Source organism: Thermohalobaculum xanthum, from assembly GCF_016623495.1.
Classification (GTDB): domain Bacteria; phylum Pseudomonadota; class Alphaproteobacteria; order Rhodobacterales; family Rhodobacteraceae; genus Thermohalobaculum; species Thermohalobaculum xanthum.
The window spans coordinates 449,494-470,481 of the sequence record NZ_JAEHHL010000001.1 but is presented as its reverse complement, the minus strand read 5'-3'; the positions used below and the strand labels follow the sequence as shown (position 1 = coordinate 470,481).

The window sequence follows — 20,988 nt, the reverse complement described above, 5'->3', positions numbered from 1 at the left end:
TACGCCGAAATTAGGCTCCACGAATGCGCTGCGCCTTGAGCGAGATCATGTCATCTCGCGTTTCAGCCATTCCTCGAGCCAGTGAATGTTGTAGGCGCCTTGCTGCACGCTCGGCGTCTCGAGCAGTTCGCGGAACAGCGGCGCGGTCGTGTCGATGCCATCGACGACGAGTTCGCCAAGCGCTCGCTTCAGCCGCTGGATCGCGACCTCGCGCGTGGCGCCGTGCACGATCAGCTTGCCGATCAGGCTGTCGTAGTAGGGCGGCACCCGGTAGCCGGAATAGAGGGCCGAATCCATGCGCACGCCATAGCCGCCCGGCGCGTGATAGGCGGCGACAAGGCCGGGGCAGGGCGAGAAGCTGGGCACGCGCTCGGCGTTGATCCGCACTTCGATGGCGTGGCCATTGGGCACGAGCTCGTCCTGCGTGACCGAGAGGCCCTCGCCCGCGGCGACGCGAAGCTGCTCGACCACGAGGTCGATGCCGTAGACCATCTCGGTCACGGGGTGCTCGACCTGCAGGCGAGTGTTCATCTCGATGAAGTAGAACTCGTCGTTCTCGAACAGGAACTCGATGGTGCCGACGCCGCGATAGCCCATCTCGGCGATCGCCTTGGCGCAGGTCTCGCCGATCCTTGCGCGGGTCGCGGCGTCGATCACGGGCGAGGGCGCCTCCTCGAGCACCTTCTGATGCCGGCGCTGGAGCGAGCAGTCGCGCTCGCCGAGATGCACGGCATTGCCTCGGCCGTCGCCGAGCACCTGGATCTCGATGTGCCGGGGAAGCGTCAGGTATTTCTCGAGATAGACGGCGTCATCGCCGAAGGCGGCCTTGGCCTCGGACCGCGCCTGGCTGAAGGCGGCGGGGAGCTCTGCGGCGGTCTTGGCGACCTTCATGCCGCGTCCGCCACCGCCGGCTGCGGCCTTGACCAGCACCGGGTAGCCGATCTCCTCGGCGATCTTGCGGGCCTCGTCGACCGTGGCGACGCCGCCCTCGGACCCTGGCACGCAGGGCACGCCGAGACGCAGCATCGTCTCCTTGGCCGCGATCTTGTCGCCCATCAGCCGGATATGCTCGGAGCTGGGACCGATGAAGGTGAGCCCGTGCTCCTCGACCATCTGGGCGAAGCCCGCGTTCTCGGACAAGAAGCCGTAGCCGGGATGCACCGCCTCGGCGCCGGTGATCTCGCAGGCCGTCAGGATCGCGGGCTGGTTGAGGTAGCTCTGCAAGCCCGGCGGCGGCCCCACGCAGACGCTTTCGTCCGCGAGGCGGACATGCATGGCGTCGGCATCGGCCGTCGAGTGGATCGCGACGGTCTGGATGCCCATCTCGCGCGCCGCGCGCACGACGCGGAGCGCGATCTCGCCGCGGTTCGCAATCAGGATCTTCTTGAACAAGGCTCCGCCCCGCTCACTCGATGATCATCAGCGGCGCGCCGAACTCGACCGGTTCGGCATTCGCCACGAGGACCTTGACGACCTTGCCCGCGCGGGGCGCGGGGATCTGGTTCATCGTCTTCATCGCCTCGATGATGAGCAGCGTCTGACCCTCGGTCACGGTGTCGCCCACCTGGACGAAGGGCGCCGAGCCGGGCTCGCTGGCGAGGTAGACAGTGCCGACCATGGGCGAGGCCACCGTCCCGGGATGCGGGCCGGCATCGGCCTGCGGGGCCGGTGCGGGGGGCACCGCCGGCTGCGCCGCGGGGGCGGGGGCCGGGGCGTGAACGATCTGCGGGGCCGGCGCCGCATGGACGACCTGAGGCGCGGCACGCGAGAGCCGGACCTTCATCTCGTCGTCCTCGCCATACTCGCGTTCGACCTCGATCTCGGTCAGGTCGGAATCGCGCAGCAACTGGGCCAGCGCGCGAATGAAGGCAACATCGTCCTCGGTACTCTTGCTCATCGGTCCTCCCGTGCGCCTCGGAGGCCGGCGCCGTCACTGCGCGAGGGATGCTGCGCGATGCGTCGCCGTGCCTTTGCCCGCCCGGAGCGCGCGGTCCCGCTGCCATGCAAGGCATGGGCGGGAATGCACACGGGCCCCGTGGGGCAGAGAGTGGGGTTATACCGAAAGGCGGCGCGCGTCAAAGGCATTGGGGGCCGCCCGCGCGCCTTGCGCAGGCGGCCCGGCCGCTCAGTTGGCGGCGCTTGCGCGCGCGCGGTCGACGGCCGCGAGCATCGCGTCGGCCTCGACATAGCCGCGCACGATCTCGCCGCCGATGATGAAGCTGGGAGTGCCCTGGATCCCCAGTGCGTCGGCAAGCTCGTGGTTGGCGCCGATCTTCTCGGTCACCGCTTCACTTGCGGCGCGCTCCTTGAGTTCGGTCAGGTCGTAGCCGGCATCGGCGGCGATGCGGTAGGCGGCGGCCTCGGTCAGATTGCCCTGGAATTCCATGAGCTCGTGGTTGAGGTCTTCGTACTTCTCGGGGTCAAGCTCGAGCGCCGCCATGGCCATGCGCGCCGCGGCGACCGAATCGGGGCCGAGGATGGGGAATTCCTTGACGATCAGCCGGACGTTCGGATCGGCCTCGAGCACGGCCTGGACATGCGGGTGCGCCCGCTTGCAATAGCCGCAGCGGTAATCCGAGAACTCGACGATCGTCACGTCGCCGTCAGGGTTGCCGCCGACCCAGGAATGCCCGTCGTCGAACAAGGCGCCGGAATGCGCGATCACCAGGTCGCGGTCGGCGCTGGCGGCGGCGGCGTTGCGTCGCTGCTCGAGGATCCGGATGGCGTCGTAGATCACCTCGGGATTCTCGAGAAGATAGGCGCGCACGGCTTCGCCAAAGGCGGCGCGCTCCTCGACGTTCATCCCGCGGAAATCGAGGCCGGCCTCCTGGGCACTGGCGGGCAGCGCGGGCAGGGTGATCGCGGCTGCGACTGCCAGGCTTGCGGTGAGGCGCTTCATGGGGTCGTTCTCCTTTCCGGTCCTCGATGGGCTGGCGCGACAGTGCACCGGGCGCCCGAGTGGTCAATCCTTCTCGTCCGCCAAGGCGACGATGTCTTGCGCCCGCAACCAGCCGGGCGAGCCTTGCGGGAGTATAGTGGATGCGCGGCGGGCGTGAAGCGCCGCATCCTTGCGGTCGCCGTTCAGGGCGAAGCGCTCGGCCGTCACCAGCGCCGCCATGCCGTCGTTGCCCGCGCGGCTGTAGGCGATCGCGAGATCGCGCAGCATCGAGGGGTCGCCGGGGTCGTCGCGCCGGGCAGATTCGAGCACCTTCAGCGCCTCGGCATCGGTCGCCTTGGTGTTGAGCGCGATCAGCACGCGCCCGAGCCCCGCCTTCAGCAGGGGTTCATCGGGTGCAGCCGCGACCGCCTTGCGGTAATAGCTGACGGCCTCCTCGGGGTGGGCCTGCTCGAACAGGAGCTGACCCTTCAGTTCCAGGTAGAAGGGGTCGTTCGGCCGCAAGGCGAGCAGGCGGTCCATGGCCGCGAGCGCCTTGGCCTGGTCGGGCAGGCGATGGTAGGCGACTGCCTTGGCATAGAGCACCTGCTCGGTTTCCTCGGCGTTCTCGTACTTGTCGAGCACGCGCTGCGGGTTCGAGAGGAAGCCTTCGAGCTTGGCTCGCATCCGCCCGTGCCAGTAGTCGCGCTCGGGATCGGAGGGATAACTGCGGCCCTTGCTCTCCGCCACCTCGCGCTCGATCAGCTGCATGCGCTGGGTCGAGAGCGGGTGGGTCAGGGTGTATGGGTCGAGGTTGCCGACGCTGAGCACCTCCTGCCCGCGGAACCGCTCGAGAACCTTGAGCATCCCCTCGGGATTGACGCGGGCGCGCGCCATGTAGTCGAGCGCGGCCTGGTCGGCTGCGGCCTCCTCGCCCCGGTTGAAGCGCAGGAGGTTGCGGGTGATCAGGCTCTGGCTGCCCGCCGCGATGGCAGCGCCCGCATCGCCCGAGCCCGCGGCTGCCGCCGCGGCGATGCCAAGCAGCAGCCCGATCAGCGCCGGGCCCTGTGCGTTGCGCAGATTGATCATGCGCCGCGTGAGGTGGCCGCCGGCGATGTGGCCGGTTTCATGCGCGATCACGCCGATGAGTTCCTCGGGCGTGCCAAGCTGGACGAGAAGGCCCGTGTGCAGGAAGACGTTGCGCCCGCCCGCCACGAAGGCGTTCAGGCTGGGGTCGTTGATGATGTAGATGTCGATCGTCGCCGGGCTGAGGCCGGCGGCCGAAAACACCGGTGCCGACATGTCCGCCAGGGTCCGCTCGATCTCGGCGTCGCGGATCAGGCCGAATGCATGGGCAAGGTTCGGGAGCGTCGCCCCCAGTCCGATCACCGCGGCGGCCGTGAGGCGCGCCAGGCGCGATGCTCTGCGTGTCACGTGTCCTTCCCCTGCCTGTCCAGGCCTGTCCCCCGGCGGCTCCGGGTTTGTCCTTGCCCGCCGCCGGTACAACGAATATCGGGATCGGATCCGTCAATGTCCATCCGAGGAGACGGCATCGTGAAGATCTCGCGCCGCAGCCAGACCGCCCCCTTCATTGCCATGGATGTTCTGGCCGAGGCCGGGCGGGCCGAGGCCGAGGGGCGCCACGTCATCCATCTCGAGGTCGGCGAGCCCGCCCATGGCGCGCCGCAGGCCGCGCGCGAGGCGGTGGCGCGTGCGATCCGGGACGGGGTGGGCCTTGGCTATACCGGCGGCCTGGGCCTGCCGCGGCTGCGCGAGGCGCTGTCAGGGCTCTACATGGCGCGCTACGGGGTCTCGGTCGATCCGGAGCGGATCGTCGTGACCGCCGGGTCGTCGGCGGGTTTCGTGCTTTCTTTCCTTGCGCTGTTCGATGCAGGCGCCCGCGTGGCGATCGCCGATCCCGGCTATCCCTGCTACCGCAACATCCTGCAGGCGCTGGATCTTTCGCCGGTCCGGCTTGCCGCGGGCCCGGCCACGCGGTTCCAGCCGACGCCCGAGTTACTGGCCGAGGCCGGGCCGATCGACGGGCTGCTGGTCGCGAGCCCGGCGAATCCGACCGGCACGATGATCGACCGCGACGAGATGGCGGCGCTGATCGGGTATTGCGACGCGGCAGGCGCGCCGCTGATCTCGGACGAGATCTATCACGGCATCACCTACGAGGCGCCGGCGGTCTCGGCCCTCGAGCTCACCGACGAGGTGGTGGTGATCAACAGCTTCTCGAAGTTCCACGCCATGACCGGCTGGCGGGTGGGCTGGATGGTCGTGCCGCACGACATGGTGCGCACGGTCCAGAACCTCGCGCAGAACCTGTTCATCTGCGCCCCGCACCTGGGCCAGATCGCCGCCCTCGCGGCGATGTCGGCCGACGGCGAGGCCGAGGTGGCGGGGCATCTTGCGCAGTACCGGGCCAACCGCGCGGCCCTGATCCCGGCGCTCGAACGGCTGGGATTTCGCGACATCGCACCCGCCGATGGCGCTTTCTATGCCTATGCGCGCCTGCCCGAGGGGTGGGAGGACAGCCGCGCGTTCTGCGCCCGGCTGCTGGCCGAGCATGACGTCGCGGCGACGCCGGGGCTCGATTTCGACCCCGAGCGCGGGGCGGGGACGGTGCGCTTTTCCTTCGCTCGGAGCGGCACCGAGATCGCCGAGGGGATCGCACGGCTCGAGCAGATGATCGCCGCGGGCCCCAGGCCCGAGAAGGCGAGCGCGCCCGCAGGCTGAACGCATCCACAGCCCGGAGGCGGCGGAACGATCAAGGGGGCGGCCATGACGGCCGCCCCCTTTGTGCATGCGTCAGCGGTGGAGCCGGGCGGGCGCCGGGCTCAGCGCAGAGACCACCAGCCGCGGCGTTTCGGGCGCGAAGGCTCGGCCGCCGGCTCTTCCGGCGCGGGCTGCAGCTGGACCTCGGCCTGGGCCTCGGGCTCCTGCTCGGGAGCGGCAGGCTCCAGCGCTTCGGACGCCGCGATGGGCTCCGCAGTCGCGACGGTGTCCGGCTCCTCGACGGGCGCGGCATCGGGCTGCGGCGCGGCTTCCGGCTGCGGCTCGGCTGCCGTTTCCGCGGGGGCGGGTTCGGCGGCTGCCTCGGCGGCGGCGGCCTTCGCCGATTTCCGGCGGCGCGGCGCGGGCTTCTTGGCGGGCTCGGCCTCGGCCGGTGCCTCGCCTGCATCCGCCTCGACGTCGGCCTTCTTGCGCCGGGTGCGCCGCTTCTTTGGCGCGGGCTCGGCGGTCTCGGCCTCGACGGGCGCAGGTGCGGCTGCCGCCTCGTCCGATGCGCCTGCCTCGGCGGGTGCGGCGTCCTGGACCGCGGCTTCGGCGGGCTTCGCGGGCTCGGCATCCGATGCGCCTGCCGTTTCGCCAGCTTCCTTGGCCTGGGCATCGTCGCCCTCGCCCGAGGACTGGCGCCGGCGTCCGCCCCGCTTGCCGCGGCGGCGGCGCTTGCCACCCTTGCCCTCGGCGTCGTCGCCCGACGGCGCCGGGCGTGCCGGCGCGGGGGCTGCCGCTTCCTCTGCGACTTCCTCGGCGTCCTCGATATTGGTGTCGAAGTCGAAGTCGCGAGCCACGGACTGCGCGGTGATGGCGGGCGCGCCGCTGGTCATGACCGCGCGCGACTGGGTCTTGGAGCGCTCGATCTTGTAGTTCGGCGTGAGCAGCGTCGCGTCGCCGAAGACATTGATCACCATCTCGTAGCGCTCCTCGATCGAGGCGAGGTGGCGGCGCTTGAAGTTGATGAGGTAGTTCGCGATCTCGACCGGCAGCGTGACGCTGACCTCGGCCGAGCGGCCGCGCACGCCCTCTTCCTCGATCTCGCGCAGGATGGCGAGCGCCATGTTCTCGTCCGACCGGATGATGCCCTGGCCATGGCAATGGGGGCAGGGCTGGGTCGTCGCCTCAAGCATGCCGGGGCGCAGGCGCTGGCGGCTCATCTCCATCAGGCCGAAGGCCGAGATGCGGCCGACCTGGATGCGGGCGCGGTCGGTCTTCAGACGCTCCTTCATCCGCTTCTCGACGGCGCGGATGTTGCGGCTGTCCTCCATGTCGATGAAATCGATCACGATCAGGCCCGCGAGGTCGCGCAGCCGGAGCTGCCGGGCAACCTCGTCGGCGGCCTCGAGGTTGGTCTTGGCGGCGGTGTCCTCGATCGAGCCCTCGCGGGTCGAGCGGCCCGAGTTCACGTCGATCGCCACCAGCGCCTCGGTCACGCCGATCACGATGTAGCCGCCCGACTTGAGTTGGACCACCGGCGAGAACATGCCGTTGAGGTAGCTCTCGACCTGGTATCGGATGAAAAGCGGAACCTTGTCAGCGTATTGCTGGACGTTCTTCGCGTGCGAAGGCATGAGCATCTTCATGTAGTCCTTCGCCTCGCGGTAGCCCGCATCGCCGGCCACGAGGATGGTGTCCACGTCCTTCGAGTAGATGTCGCGGATCGTGCGCTTGATCAGCGAGCCTTCCTCGTAGATCAGGCATGGCGCCGAGGATTTCAGCGTGAGCTCGCGCACCTGCTCCCACTGGCGCAGCAGGAACTCGTAGTCGCGCTTGATCTCGGCGCGGGTGCGCTCGGCGCCCGCGGTGCGGACGATGAGGCCCATTCCCTCGGGCACGTCGAGCTCGGCCACGATCTCGCGCAGCCGCTTGCGGTCGGCGGCCGAGACGATCTTGCGGCTGATCCCGCCGCCGCGGGCGGTGTTCGGCATCAGCACGCAGTAGCGGCCGGCGAGCGACAGATAGGTGGTCAGCGCGGCGCCCTTGTTGCCGCGCTCCTCCTTGACGACCTGGACCAGCATGATCTGCCGGACCTTGACCACGTCCTGGATGCGGTAGCGGCGGCGGCGGTGGGCGCGGGCCTCGACCTCTTCCTCGCGCAGATCCTCGGAGCCGATCGAGTCGACCTCTTCGGCCGCGGGGACGTCGTCGCCGTTATCGTCGGCGGCGCTGGCTTCGGCGGTCTCGCCCTGGCCTGCCTCGGCCTTGGGCGCATCCTCGCGCGAGCCGCGCGAGCGGCGGCGGCGGCGGCGCGATTTCGGGCGCGAGCCTTCGGCGGGGGCGTCCTCGGCTTCGTCGCCATCGGCCTTCGCGGCTTCGGCCGTGCCGGACTCGTCGGCGCCGGTCTCTTCGGCTTCGGATTCTTCGGCGGCGTCACCTTCGGCAGGCACCGCCTCGGTCTCGGCGGCGGCCTGAGCGTCAGTGCCCGCGGCTTCGGCCTCGGCGGCGTCCGTCTCTTCCTTACGGGCCGGGCGGGCGCCGATCTCCTCGGTCACGCGCTCGTCCTCGCCGTCGAGGCCGGTGTCCTCGGCCATCGAGCGGGGCGTGCCGCCGTCTTCCTCCGTCTCGTCTGCCGCATCGGCGGTGTCGGAGCCGGTTTCTCCCTCGGCGGGCCGCGGCGCCTCGTCGGCCATTATCTCGTCGGCCTCAACCTCGGCGGCGGTGGTCTCGTCGGTCGCGGCCTCGGCGGTCGCAACGCCAGCATTCTTGTCGCCGGCGGATGCCACGGCCGGGGTCTCCTCGGCGCCGCTTTCGGCGGCGGGCGCGGCGGCCGGTGCGGTTGCATCGCCCATCGAGAGCGGGCCGTCGTCGTCCTCGGCGCTGTCGCCCTCGGGCTCGATCACGGCGAAGCCCGCGATCTCGGCCCCCGGGGCGGGAGCGGCCTCGCGCTGCGAGCCCTTCGCACCGCCAGTCCCCTGGTCGCGCTTGCCGTCGCGCCGGTTGCGGCTGCGGCGGTTGCGGCTGCGGCCGCCACCTTCGCCGTTCTCCTCCTCGGCAGCCTCGCGCTGGGCCTGGGCCTCCTCGCGCAGCAGGGCCTGCCGGTCGGCGACCGGGATCTGGTAGTAATCGGGATGGATCTCCGCGAAGGCCAGGAAACCGTGGCGGTTGCCGCCATAGTCGACGAACGCCGCCTGCAGCGAGGGTTCGACCCGGGTTACCTTCGCGAGGTAGATGTTTCCGGCGAGCTGGCGCTTGTTGATCGACTCGAAGTCGAAATCGTCAACCTTGTTTCCGTCCACCACGACGACCCGGGTCTCTTCCGGATGCGTGGCATCGATCAGCATTTTCTTTGACATAAATTCCTGCGCCACACCTTCCCCGTCCGCCGCGTGCGCGGCGGGCAGGGGATGGGCGTCTCTCGATCTGGGGATGTGCCTGCCCGGCGCCGCGCGCGTCGATCGCCGGGGAGCGGTGCTCGCTGGCGGTAACGCGGTCTTGGCTGTGCGGGCGGGTCATCACTGTCTCTTGTCCGGGCGCCGCATGGCGCGGCGCGATGATGTGTTCTGTCGTCTGTTGCGCAATCTGCGCGGCCGGAGCCCGGTGCCGGACCCGGTTCCGGCGCGCCGCTCAGCGGGCGCCATGGCCGGATGGGCCGGTCTGATCCTCGGGTCCCTCGGTCCCGGACGTATCGCCGGTCACGATCAGGGCCGATTGGCTCCGACTCCGCTATAACGGCGCGCCACATTCATGACAAATGGATTTTGTCACTGCGCGGCCTCGCGTGCTAGGCTGCGCAGAGAGGCAGACAGACCGCGGCGGCAAAGATCGCGGCAGCATTGAACCGGAGCAGGAGCATGTCACGAGGGTTGAGCCGGGCACGGCACCCGGTGCGCGCGGCGCGATGGTTCGCGGCGCTGGTCGCTGCGTCCCTTCTCTGGGCGCCGCTGGGCGCAATGGCGGCGAGCGAACCCGCGGGGGCCGACGTCCCGGACGAAGACGCATCCACTGGGGCTCGACGGGGCGCGGCGAGCGTCCCCGAGGTGCGGCTGAGCGGGCTCGCGACGCGGGACATTCCGGGCGGGATCGTGCTGTCGATGACGCTCAGCGAGGCCGCGCCCTTCACCTTCTTCACGCTCGACGAGCCACGGCGGCTGGTGATCGACTACGTGTCGTCGACCGGCGAGGGCCCGGCCCGAACCCCGGCACTGGAGACGCCGCTGGGAACGCCACGCTTCGGTCTGTTCCGGCCCGACCGGGCGCGCGTCGTCGTGCCGCTCGACCGCCCGATGCGGGTGAGCCGGGCGGCGCAGGTCGATGGCGGGGCAGGGGTCGAGTTCACGCTTCTCCAGGTGTCGGCCGAGGATTTCGCGGCCCGTGCGGGTTGGCCGGCGGGCGCGCGCTGGGAGGCTGGCGGCGCGCCGGTACCGCCAGCGCAACCGGGCGACCCCCGGCTGGTGGTCGCCATCGATCCGGGCCATGGCGGGATCGATCCCGGCGCGACGGCCGGAGACGTGATGGAGAAGCACGTGGTGCTGGCCTTCGCGCAGCGGCTTGCGCGCCACCTCGAGGCGAGCGGCGAGGCGCGCGCCGTGTTGACGCGCGACCGCGACATCTTCCTGCCGCTGGGCGAGCGGGTGCGCATCGCGCAGCGCGCGGGAGCGCACGTCTTCATCTCGCTCCATGCCGATACCGTCACGGAGGGCGAGGCCTCCGGGGTTTCGGTCTACACCCTCGCGCCCGAGGCGACGGATGCCGCCGCCGCCCAGCTGGCCGAGCGCGAGAACCGCGCCGACGTGCTTGCCGGCGCCGAGGCCGGGGCGGTCGGGGACGACGTGGCTCGCGTGCTGATCGAGCTGGCGCACCGGGGCAGCATGGCCGAGGCAGACCGGCTGGCTGAGGTGACGCTGACGGCGCTGAACGACGAGGTCGAGTTGTTGCGCAGCCGCCCGCACCGGCGCGCCGAGTTCCGGGTCCTGAAGGCACCGGGGACGCCGTCGATCCTGATCGAACTGGGCTTTCTCACGAGCCTCGTCGACCGGGAGCGCATCAACACCCCGGCCTGGCAGGAAATGGCAGCCGGCGGGGTGGCGAGAGGCGTTCTCGACTGGGCGGCCGAGACCGCGCCGGCATGGCGCGCGCCCCGCACCGCCGCGCGGCCCTGACCCCGTGGCGGCGGCCCCGGGTCCGGGCCGCGATCTGGGCATGGTCTGCGGCCGCGTTCTGAGGTATGAGGAGCGATCCATGCAACGCCTCGCGCACGAGATGCGTTCGCAGGGCAGGCATCGAATGACATACCGAGCACCATCAGGGGACCAAAGTCCGGCATGATCCGCTTTTTCGGCTCTATCTTCAGCGCGTTGACCTCGGCGGCCCTGTTCGCCGTCGCGGGCGCTTTCGCGCTGGTGCATCTGTTCGGCAATGACCTGCCGAAATACGACGAGCTGGTGAACTACCAGCCCAAGATGTTGAGCCGCGTCTATTCCGGCGAAGGCAAGGTGATCGCGCAGTTTGCCACCGAACAGCGTGTCTTCGTGCCGATCGACGAGGTGCCGGAACTGGTGAAGGAAGCCTTCATCTCGGCCGAGGACAAGAACTTCTATCTCCACCCGGGGGTGGACGCGGTGGGCATTGCCAAGGCGGTGGTGCGTTTTGCGCAGGCGCGTGCATCGGGTGGCGACACGCGGCTCTCGGGGGCCTCGACGATCACCCAGCAGGTGATGAAGAACTTTCTCGTCGGTAACGAGCGGTCGGTCGAACGCAAGATCAAGGAGGCGATCCTGGCGGTGCGCCTCGACGGTGCGCTGTCCAAGGACCAGATCCTCGAGCTCTATCTCAACGAGATCTTCCTGGGCGCGCGTTCCTACGGGATCCTCGCGGCGGCCCAGAACTATTTCGGCAAGGCGCTCGAGGACCTCACGCCGGCCGAGGCCGCGTATCTCGCCGCGCTGCCGAAGGCGCCCTCCGACCTGCACCCGGTGCGCAACCGCGACCGCGCGATCTCGCGGCGCAACTACGTGATCCGGCAGATGGAGGAGAACGGCTACCTGAGCGCCGAGGAAGCGCAGGCGGCCATGGAAAGCGCGTTCGAGACGCTGCTCGATGGCGACGCGCCGGTGGCCGCGCTCAACCCGGATCCCGACTACTTTACAGCCGAGGTGCGGCGCCAGATGGTGCGCGAGGTCGGGCAGGACCAGCTCTACGAGGGTGGCCTGAGCATTCGCGCGACCATCGAGCCCGACCTTCAGGCCATTGCCGGCCGCGCGCTGCGACGCGGGCTGGAGGGATATGACCGAGGCCGCGCGGTCTGGCATGGGACGCTGGGCGAGATCCAGAGCATCGCGGAGGGTACGACCGACGACTGGCGCGCGGCGCTGGCCGCGTACCGGGTGCCGCGCGACATCGAGGGCTGGAACCCTGCCGTCGTGCTCGAGGTCGGCGAGAAGACCGCGATCGTCGGGGTCGAGGGGATCGACGCCGAGGGGCCCGACGGTCCCGGCACCGTTCGCCTGCAACTGGCCGACGAGAAATGGATTCGCGCGGTCAGGCGCGGCGGCAAGTCGGCGCGCGCGCCCCAGCGGGGCGACGACCTCTGGCAGAAGGGCGACGTCTTCTACGTTGCCCCGGCCGAGGAGGGCGAAAGCTGGCGGATGCACCAGATCCCGGACGTGCAGGGCGCCTTCATGGCGATGGACCCCGCATCGGGACGCGTCCTGGCGCTGTGGGGCGGCTTCTCGTACGAGCAGTCCGTCTTCAACCGTGCCACGCAGGCGCTGCGCCAGCCCGGCTCGTCGTTCAAGCCCTTCGTCTACGCCGCGGCGCTTGATGCCGGGTACACGCCCGCGACCATCGTGCTGGACGCCCCGGTCGTGGTGCGCCAGGCGGGGGCCGAGGACTGGAGGCCCAAGAACTCGTCGGGCCGGTTCTACGGGCCGTCGCCGCTGCGCGTGGGGCTGGAGCAGTCGCGCAACCTGATGACGATCCGCATCGCCCAGCAGGTCGGCATGGACCGCATCGCGACCTATGCCGAGCGCTTCGGTGTCTACGAGAACATGCCTCACCACCTGAGCTATGCGCTGGGTGCGGGCGAGACCACGCTTTACGAGATGGTCGCGGCCTATGGCATGTTCGCCAATGGCGGAAAGCGGGTGCGGCCGACGGTGATCGACCGTATCCAGGACCGCAACGGCAACACGCTTTACGCGCACGACCCGCGGTTCTGCCGGGGCTGCGAGATCGAGGGCCCCGCGCCGCGCGGCGAGCCCCTGCTGTTCGACCAGCGCTCGCAGATCATGAACCCGGTGACGGCGCACCAGATCGTCTCGATCCTCGAGGGCGTGGTCGCGCGCGGCACCGCGAGCCGCACGGTGGGCGGCCTGGGTTTCCCCGTGGCGGGCAAGACTGGCACGACCAACGACGCCAAGGACGCCTGGTTTATCGGCTTCACGCCGAGCATGGTGGCCGGCTGCTTCATCGGCTACGACAACCCCGAGCCGATGGGCCGCGGCGCCTATGGCGGCACGCTGTGCGGACCGGTGTTCCGCGAGTTCATGGCCGAGGCGATGAAGACCCGCGTTCCCGGCGAGTTCCGCGCCCCCGAGACCGGCGGCATGGTCACCGTCAAGATCGACCGTCTGAGCGGCGAGCGCCTGCCCGACGACGCGTCGGGCCCCGACGTGATCGTCGAGGTGTTCCAGCAGGGGACCGAGCCCGAGCTTTACGCCGAGGCCAGCGCCATCGCGGGCGACGAGGAGCTGTTCGGGAGCTTCGGCGGCGATCTGCCCTTTGCCCTGGCGGGCGAGGAGGCGGATTCGGGCTGGGGATCGGGCGCGCTTCCGCCGGACTCGGAAGGGAGTGGCGACGCGGGCGCGCGCCGGCCGCAACCCAACGTGCCAAGCGTGGGGCTTGGGACGGGCGGACTCTACTGAAACCGGCCTGCCGCTTTACCCGCAGCGTTTCCGCCGCTATGTGACGCGGAAGACGCATCCGCATCACGACGAGAAATTCGCATGAAATCCGAGACCGCCGCCATCGTCGCCGATATCGAGAAGTCGCTCGCGCTGCTTCGCCAGCGGCTCAACTGGGATACGGCCGAGGCACGGCTCGAGGAGTTCAACGCCTTCGCCGAGGACCCGGAACTGTGGAACGACCCGGCACGCGCGCAGAAGCTGATGCGCGAGCGCCAGATGCTCTCGGACGCGGTCGAAGGATACAAGGAACTGTCGCACAGCCTCGACGACCACCGCGAGCTGATCGAGCTGGGCGAGGCCGAGGGCGACGATGAGATCGTGGCCGAGGCCGAGGCCGCGCTTGCCACGCTGCGCGAGAAGGCGGCCGCCAAGGAGGTCGAGGCGCTGCTCTCGGGCGAGGCGGATGGCAATGACTGCTATCTCGAGGTCCATGCCGGCGCCGGCGGCACCGAGAGCTGCGACTGGGCGCAGATGCTGGCGCGCATGTATGTGCGCTGGGCCGAAGCGCATGGCTACAAGGTCGAGCTCCAGTCCGAGAGCGGCGGCGAAGAGGCGGGGATCAAGTCGGCGACCTACCTGGTCAAGGGCGGCAACGCCTATGGCTGGCTCAAGACGGAATCGGGGGTGCACCGGCTGGTTCGCATCTCGCCCTTCGACAGCCAGGCGCGGCGGCACACCTCGTTCTCGTCGGTCTGGGTCTATCCGGTTGTCGACGACTCGATCGAGATCGACATCCCCGCGAACGATATCCGGATCGACACCTACCGCTCGTCCGGTGCGGGCGGCCAGCACGTCAACACCACGGACTCGGCCGTGCGGATCACGCATATCCCGACCGGGATCGTGGTCACGAGCTCGGAAAAGTCGCAGCACCAGAACCGGGCGAACGCCATGGCGGCGCTGAAGGCGCGCCTCTACGACCTCGAGATGAAGAAGCGCACCGCCGCGATCCAGGAGGCCCACGAGGCCAAGGGCGAGGCCGGCTGGGGCAACCAGATCCGGTCATACGTTCTGCAGCCCTACCAGATGGTCAAGGACCTGCGGACGGGGGTCGAGACGTCGGACACCGGCGGCGTGCTGGACGGCGATCTCGACCGCTTCATGGCCGCCGCGCTGGCGCAGGAGGTGACGGGCAAGACCCGCGCCGAGGCGACGGCCGAGGAAGTCTGACGCGGCAGGACGCGCGAGGGGGTCGCGATGAGCGAGACGCCGGCCGCTGACCTCGACCCGCAAGAGGCGAAGGCCGAGATCGCGCGCCTGTCGGCCGAGATCCGGCGCCACGACAGGGCCTATTTCCAGAAGGATGCACCCGAGGTCGCGGACGCCGAGTACGATGCGCTGAAGCATCGGCTGGCGGCGCTGGAGGCGGCGTTCCCCGAGTTCATCGCGCCCGACAGCCCCTCGCTGAAGGTGGGGGCGGCGCCGGCCGAGGGGTTCGGCAAGGTGCGACACCGCGTGCGCATGCTGTCGCTGGGCAACGCCTTCACCGACGAGGACGTGGCCGACTTCGTTGATCGCATCCGCCGCTTCCTGAGCCTCAAGGAAGAGGCGATCGTCTTCACCGCCGAGCCGAAGATCGACGGGCTGTCGCTGAGCCTGCGCTACGAGGGAAGGCGGCTGGTCGAGGCCGCGACCCGCGGCGATGGCGAGGAAGGTGAAAATGTCACCGCAAATGTCAGAACCATAAAAGAAATCCCGGACAGCCTTCCGGAAGATGCCCCCGACCTCTTCGAGGTCCGCGGCGAGGTCTACATGCGCCACGCCGATTTCGCCGCGCTCAATGCCGCGCAGGCCGAGGCGGGTGACAAGATCTTCGCGAACCCACGCAATGCCGCAGCGGGGTCGTTGCGCCAACTCGATCCGGCGGTGACGGCGAGACGGCCGCTGCGGTTCTTCGCCTATGCATGGGGCGAGGCGCCAGAGCTTCCGGGAGCCACGCAGTACGAGGTGGTGCAGGCGCTCGGCCGCTGGGGGTTCCCGATCAACGACCGGATGGAGCGCTGCAAGGGCGTCGAGGACATCCTCGCCCATTATCGCGCGCTCGAGGCCGACCGCGCCAGCCTTGGCTATGACATCGACGGCGTGGTCTACAAGGTCGACCGGCTCGACTGGCAGGAGCGGCTCGGCTTCGTCAGCCGCGCGCCGCGCTGGGCGATCGCGCACAAGTTCCCGGCCGAGCACGCCACCACGGTTCTGGAGGGGATAGACATCCAGGTCGGTCGGACGGGCGCGCTCTCTCCGGTGGCGCGGCTCAGGCCCGTCACGGTCGGGGGCGTGGTCGTTTCCAACGCGACGCTGCACAACGAGGACTACATCGCCGGGCGCGGCGCGAATGGCGAGCCGATCCGCGAGGGTCGCGACCTGCGCATCGGCGACACGGTGACGATCTACCGCGCCGGCGACGTGATCCCCAAGGTGCTCGACGTCGACATCTCGCGCCGGCCCGCCGATGCGGCACCCTACGAGTTCCCCACGGTCTGCCCCGCCTGCGGCAGCCATGCCGTGCGCGAAACTGGCGAGGCGGTGCGCCGGTGCACCGGCGGGTTGATCTGCCCCGCCCAAGCGGTCGAGCGGCTCAAGCATTTCGTCAGCCGCGGCGCAATGGATATCGAGGGATTGGGCGCGCGGCAGGTCGAGGCCTTCTGGGAGAAGGGTTGGGTGCGTGAGCCCGCCGACATCTTCACGCTAGAGGCGAGGTTCGGACCACAGGGGTCTGAAATACAAAGACTGTCGAAGCTTGAAGGCTATGGCCAGAAATCCGCGGACAACCTCTTTGACGCGATCCGCGCGCGGCGTGAGGTGGCGCTCGACCGGTTCATTTTCGCACTCGGCATTCGGCATGTGGGCGAGACGACGGCACGGCTTTTCGCGCGCCAGTATCTCGGCTGGGATGCCTTTGCGCAGGCGATGATCGCGGCGGCGAGCGACCCGGAGGCGCGCGACGCGATCCTTGCGATCGACGGGGTCGGCGAGGTGTTGGCGGATGCCGTGATCGCCTTCTTCGACGACGAGCATAACCGTCGCGCGCTCGACCGCCTGCTCACGCATGTGACGCCGCGCGACGCAGAGCGGCCAAAGACCGAAGGCAGCCCCGTTGCGGGCAAGACGCTGGTTTTCACCGGCACGCTGGAGCGCATGAGCCGGGCCGAGGCCAAGGCACGCGCCGAGGCGCTTGGCGCCAAGGTCTCGGGCTCGGTCTCGGCCAAGACCGACCTGGTGATCGCGGGGCCCGGCGCCGGGTCGAAGCTCAAGCAGGCGACGGCACTTGGCGTCGAGGTGATCTCGGAGGATGACTGGCTCGCGCTTCTGGGCGCGGGGGAGGGCGCATGACCCATCGCGCGAGTTGCCATTGCGGCGCGGTGCGCCTGAGCTTCCCGAGGCTCGACCTCGAAAGCCGGCGGCGCTGCGACTGCTCGATGTGCCGGCGCCGCGGCGCGATCGTCGTCAGCGTGCCGGTTGCCGAACTCACGGTCGAGGCGGACGAATCCTTGCGCATCTACACCTTCGGCACGCATGTCGCGAAGCACTATTTCTGCGGAATTTGCGGGATTTACACCCATCACCGGAGGCGGTCGAACCCCGACGAGTACGGCGTGAACCTGGGCTGTGTCGAGGGTGTCGAGCTGCGCGGGCTCGAGGTGCCCTGGGTCGATGGCGTGAATCACCCCAGCGACAAACCCGGATGAACCCGCGCGCTTGACGGCTCGCGCGGTGCGCGCCATCACGAATGCGATGGCACGCCCCGAGATCCTCTTTCCGCTTTTTGCCGACGCCGCCGGGATCATGGGGGTCGGTCCGCGCACGGCAAAGGCGCTGGCGCGGATCGGTCTCGAGCGGGTCATCGACCTGATCTTCCACCTGCCGACCGGCGTGATCGACCGGCGGCCGCGCGAGAGCCTGATCGGCGCGACCGCGGGCGAGGTGGCGACGGTTCGCATCGAGGTCGGCGAGCATCATCCCCCAAGGCGCGAGACGCAGCCCTATCGGATCGTCGTGCATGGCGGCGGCATCGTGTTCGAGCTGCTCTACTTCCGGCCGCGCAAGGACTGGCTGAAGGGCGCGCTGCCCGAAGGCGCGGTGCGGGTCGTCTCGGGCCGCGTCGACTTCTACGACGGCCGGCTGCAGATGGCGCATCCGGACCTGGTGATGACCGAGGCCGAAGCCGCCGGTCTGCCGCCCTTCGAGCCCGTCTATGGCCTGACCGAGGGGGTGACCGGTCGGCTTATGGCAAAGGCCGTGAGCGGCGCCCTGGCGCGCGCGCCCGATGTGCCCGAATGGCTCGATCCCGCAATGATGACGCGCGAAGCCTGGCCCGACTGGCGTGCGGCGCTCGGCGCGCTGCACATGCCCGACGGCCCGCCCAGCCTGTCGCACGGCGCGCCGGCCCGGCGGCGGCTGGCCTATGACGAGCTGCTGTCGCATCAGCTTGCGCTGCAGATCGCGCGCGAGAAGATGCGCCGCGGCAAGGGACAGGCGACCGCGGGCGACGGCAGTCTTCGCGCGCGCGCCGCGGCTGCCTTCGGCTACCCGCCGACCGGGGCACAGAAGCGCGCAATCGCCGAGGTCGGGGCCGACATGGCCGAGGACACGCGCATGATGCGATTGCTGCAAGGCGATGTGGGCGCAGGAAAAACCTGGGTCGCAGCCATGGCACTGATGATCGCGGCCGAGGCGGGGGGGCAGGGCGCGCTGATGGCGCCGACCGAGATCCTCGCGCGCCAGCACGCGGCCAACCTCGCGCCCATTGCGGCCGCCGCCGGCGTCGAATGTGTCCTGCTGACCGGGCGCGACAAGGGCGGCGCGCGCGAGGAGAAGCTCGCGGCGATCGCCGGTGGGCGCGCTCGGCTGGTGATCGGAACACATGCGCTGTTCTCGGGCGATGTCACGTTTCGCGACCTGCGGCTCGCGGTCATCGACGAGCAGCACCGCTTCGGCGTGCGCCAGCGCATGGAGTTGACGTCGAAGGCGCCAAAGGGCTGCGACCTGCTGGTGATGACGGCGACACCGATCCCGCGCACGCTGGCGCTGGCGGGCTATGGCGATCTCGACATCTCGGTGCTGGACGAGAAGCCGCCCGGACGCCAGCCGGTCGAGACGCGGCTGGTCTCGCTGTCGCGCGCCGACGAGGTGGTGGCGCGGCTCAAGGCGGTTCTGGCCGAGGGGCGGCGGGCCTATTGGGTCTGCCCGGCGGTCGAGGAGAGCGACGCCTCGGACCTGGTGGCGGTCGAGACCCGCCACAGGCTGCTGGCGGACGCGCTTGGCGCCGAGCACGTGGCGCTGGTGCACGGCCAGATGCCGGCCGACGCCAAGGACGCCGCGATGGCCGCCTTCCAGTCCGGCGAGCGGCCGGTGCTGGTCGCGACCACCGTGATCGAGGTCGGCGTCGACGTGCCCGAGGCCACGATCATGGTGATCGAGCAGGCCGAGCATTTCGGCCTGGCGCAGCTGCACCAGTTACGCGGCCGGGTCGGGCGCGGGGCAGGGCGTTCGTTCTGCCTTCTGCTCTACGCTCCGCCGCTGGGCGAGACGGCACGCGCGCGGCTCGAGATCATGCGCGCAACCGAGGACGGCTTCCGCATCGCCGAGGAGGATCTGCGGCTGCGCGGTGCCGGTGATCTGATCGGCACGGCGCAATCGGGGCTGCCTCGTTTTCGCATCGCCGATCTCGATGCCGACCGCGGCTTGATGGAGATGGCCCGGGACGACGCACGCCTGGTACTGACCCGTGAGCCGGGGCTCGACGGTCCGCGCGGCGTGGCGCTGCGCACGCTCCTTTACCTCTTCGAGCGCGATGCGTCGGTCCGGCTTCTCAAGGGTGGGTGAGGCACGCCCGGAACGGATGTTCTAAAAATGTTCTGGACTCTTTGTGGAACTTGTGGTGAACATAATGACAACACCGCAAGTTTCGATGGAGAAGCCATCATGGCACAGATGATCAAGGCCCGGGACTTTCTCGCCCACGCGCCGCGTGAAGCGCTGAGCGACGTCGCCGGTCTCGCCGTGATGTGCGCGCTGATCTTCGCCGGATTTACGCTGCCCGCGATGTTCTGACTTCGCCTGCGGTCCAGACGGGATCCAAGCCGGGCCCACCTCACCCCATGTGGCCCGCGACTCCCGAAGCCGGTGCCTGCTGCCGGCATCCCTCGCTGCGCTCCGGTCTGCCACGCCCGGGTCGCATCGATCCCGATTGATCTGGAACGCCAACTCGGCCGCTGCCCGGAAACGGGTAGCGGCCTTTTTCATAATCGGGATAGCCGATGCGCGCGCCACCCGGGCGGATTGGCCCGGGCGGGCAGGGAATGCGACAGATCAGGCGGCGCGATGCGGTCCGCGCAGGAGGTAGTCGAGCGTCGAAAACGTGCCCGAGGCGGCCACGCTGCCCGCGGCCCGCTCGATCGAATCCGACCAGTCGAGGGCGGTAATCTGCGCGTCCTCGGACAGGCCGCAAAGACTGTCGCCGAGTCCCGCCTTGAGCCGCGCGACCAGCGAGATCACCGCCTCGAGGCGATAGTTCTCGAGTGGGCGTCCTGCCAGGGCGCGGTCGAAGTTCAGGATCCGCGTCTCGGCCGCCGAGCGGAAGCTGTGCACGGCGTCTTCCTTCGCGGCGGCCAGCGTATGCCGCGCCGAGGCGAGGTAGCCGCGCACCGTCGCGTTCTCGAGCATCAGGCGCTTGTAGTCGAAGATCGGCCCTTCGAACACGTCCTTGCCGTCACCATGGACGCCGTAGACCGAGACGCTGCCGCGATAGAGATCGACGGTGATCGGCTTGAGGTCGAGCCCCGCGGGCTGGGCCATCAGGATGTCATAGTCGCCGGAAAGGTCGACGAAATCCGGCTCGCCGAACAGGGCACAGAATTCGAGCGCGGTGCTGAGCGCGCCGATATCGCCCTTGCGGATTTCCTGGCGATGCGCCGGGGCCTCCTCGACCATCATGTCCGAGTCGGGAGCGTGGATGAACATCTCGGCCATCTCGCGGCCCTTGAGCGCGCGCGCCGCGATCCCCCGCAAAGCATGCGGCACGGAAGGGAAGTGCAGACCGCGGCCTGCCTGCCATTTCGCATTGGGTCGGCGTTCGCGGATCCGGATCGACGCGGTGACGGTCGGAAAGCCGACACCCGTCACGGCGGCAAGATGGCGCGAAAGCTTTTGATCAAACTCGGTAAAGACGTTGCGGTAGACGACGTGAGAAATCTCGCACTCACGATCATCGACAACATCAAAACAACGCACGTCGACGAGCGGGATACGTTCCACGCTCGTTTCGACGACTGCCTCGAAGACATTGAGGTCACGCATGGCGGTAACTGCCGTACTCCAAGAAAAAAGTTTTAGGTCTCGTTACTCTGCGATTCTATCTGAGATCAGGGGGGCGTGAAAGCATATTGCTGTTCCAATGCGGCACATTCACACGGATCTTCGTCG

General features: G+C 69.4%; 14 protein-coding genes. 8 read left to right on the top strand and 6 right to left on the bottom strand.

Annotation, left to right across the window (positions count from 1 at the left end):
- Positions 1–45: 45 nt before the first annotated feature.
- The 4 genes from accC to H0I76_RS02160 form a co-directional block, all read right to left on the bottom strand.
- Complete coding sequence (gene accC / locus H0I76_RS02175) at positions 46–1,392, bottom strand: acetyl-CoA carboxylase biotin carboxylase subunit (RefSeq protein WP_200606386.1); 1,347 nt, start codon at positions 1,390–1,392, stop codon at positions 46–48.
- 13 nt (positions 1,393–1,405) lie between these two features.
- Complete coding sequence (gene accB / locus H0I76_RS02170; protein WP_200606384.1) at positions 1,406–1,897, bottom strand: acetyl-CoA carboxylase biotin carboxyl carrier protein; 492 nt, start codon at positions 1,895–1,897, stop codon at positions 1,406–1,408.
- A gap of 228 nt (positions 1,898–2,125) precedes the next feature.
- Entirely contained in the window at positions 2,126–2,899 is a 774-nt protein-coding gene (locus tag H0I76_RS02165) for a DsbA family protein (RefSeq protein WP_200606382.1), read from the bottom strand.
- Positions 2,900–2,962: 63 nt separating this feature from the next.
- On the bottom strand, positions 2,963–4,309 hold the full coding sequence (locus H0I76_RS02160) for a M48 family metalloprotease (RefSeq protein ID WP_200606380.1): 1,347 nt from the start codon (positions 4,307–4,309) through the stop codon (positions 2,963–2,965).
- Positions 4,310–4,405: 96 nt separating this feature from the next.
- Here H0I76_RS02160 and H0I76_RS02155 point away from each other — a divergent pair, with 96 nt between their 5' ends.
- Positions 4,406–5,617, top strand: coding sequence for a pyridoxal phosphate-dependent aminotransferase (locus tag H0I76_RS02155; protein ID WP_234455053.1), 1,212 nt, complete (start codon positions 4,406–4,408; stop codon positions 5,615–5,617).
- A 101-nt stretch (positions 5,618–5,718) separates the two neighbouring features.
- Here the strand turns inward: H0I76_RS02155 and H0I76_RS02150 are convergent, their stop codons facing one another.
- Positions 5,719–8,955 carry an Rne/Rng family ribonuclease gene (locus H0I76_RS02150; protein ID WP_200606372.1) on the bottom strand — a complete coding sequence of 1,079 codons (3,237 nt, stop codon included), beginning with the start codon at positions 8,953–8,955 and terminating at the stop codon, positions 5,719–5,721.
- A 498-nt stretch (positions 8,956–9,453) separates the two neighbouring features.
- On the opposite strand from H0I76_RS02150, the gene H0I76_RS02145 reads away from it, so the two are divergent.
- From H0I76_RS02145 to H0I76_RS19555, 7 genes are all read left to right on the top strand, one after another.
- On the top strand, positions 9,454–10,761 hold the full coding sequence (locus tag H0I76_RS02145; protein ID WP_200606370.1) for an N-acetylmuramoyl-L-alanine amidase: 1,308 nt from the start codon (positions 9,454–9,456) through the stop codon (positions 10,759–10,761).
- 162 nt (positions 10,762–10,923) lie between these two features.
- Positions 10,924–13,524, top strand: a complete 2,601-nt coding sequence (locus H0I76_RS02140) for a penicillin-binding protein 1A (protein ID WP_200606368.1) — start codon at positions 10,924–10,926, stop codon at positions 13,522–13,524.
- 81 nt (positions 13,525–13,605) lie between these two features.
- Positions 13,606–14,736, top strand: a complete 1,131-nt coding sequence (gene prfB, locus H0I76_RS02135; RefSeq protein ID WP_200606366.1) for a peptide chain release factor 2 — start codon at positions 13,606–13,608, stop codon at positions 14,734–14,736.
- Between the two features lie 27 nt (positions 14,737–14,763).
- Positions 14,764–16,896, top strand: a complete 2,133-nt coding sequence (ligA, locus tag H0I76_RS02130) for an NAD-dependent DNA ligase LigA (RefSeq protein WP_200606364.1) — start codon at positions 14,764–14,766, stop codon at positions 16,894–16,896.
- Positions 16,893–17,252: a GFA family protein gene (locus H0I76_RS02125; RefSeq protein WP_200606362.1), complete on the top strand. Its 360-nt coding sequence runs from the start codon at positions 16,893–16,895 to the stop codon at positions 17,250–17,252. Before ligA ends, H0I76_RS02125 begins: the two co-directional genes overlap by 4 nt.
- Positions 17,253–17,298: 46 nt before the next feature.
- Positions 17,299–19,389 (top strand): ATP-dependent DNA helicase RecG, encoded by a 2,091-nt coding sequence (recG, locus tag H0I76_RS02120; RefSeq protein WP_200607797.1) that lies wholly within the window; start codon positions 17,299–17,301, stop codon positions 19,387–19,389.
- A 99-nt stretch (positions 19,390–19,488) separates the two neighbouring features.
- Entirely contained in the window at positions 19,489–19,617 is a 129-nt protein-coding gene (locus H0I76_RS19555) for a hypothetical protein (RefSeq protein ID WP_267913242.1), read from the top strand.
- A gap of 258 nt (positions 19,618–19,875) precedes the next feature.
- On the opposite strand, the gene H0I76_RS02115 is transcribed toward H0I76_RS19555, so the two are convergent.
- A complete protein-coding gene (locus tag H0I76_RS02115; protein WP_200606360.1) occupies positions 19,876–20,862 on the bottom strand; it encodes a hypothetical protein in 987 nt (328 codons plus the stop codon).
- Positions 20,863–20,988 lie beyond the last annotated feature (126 nt).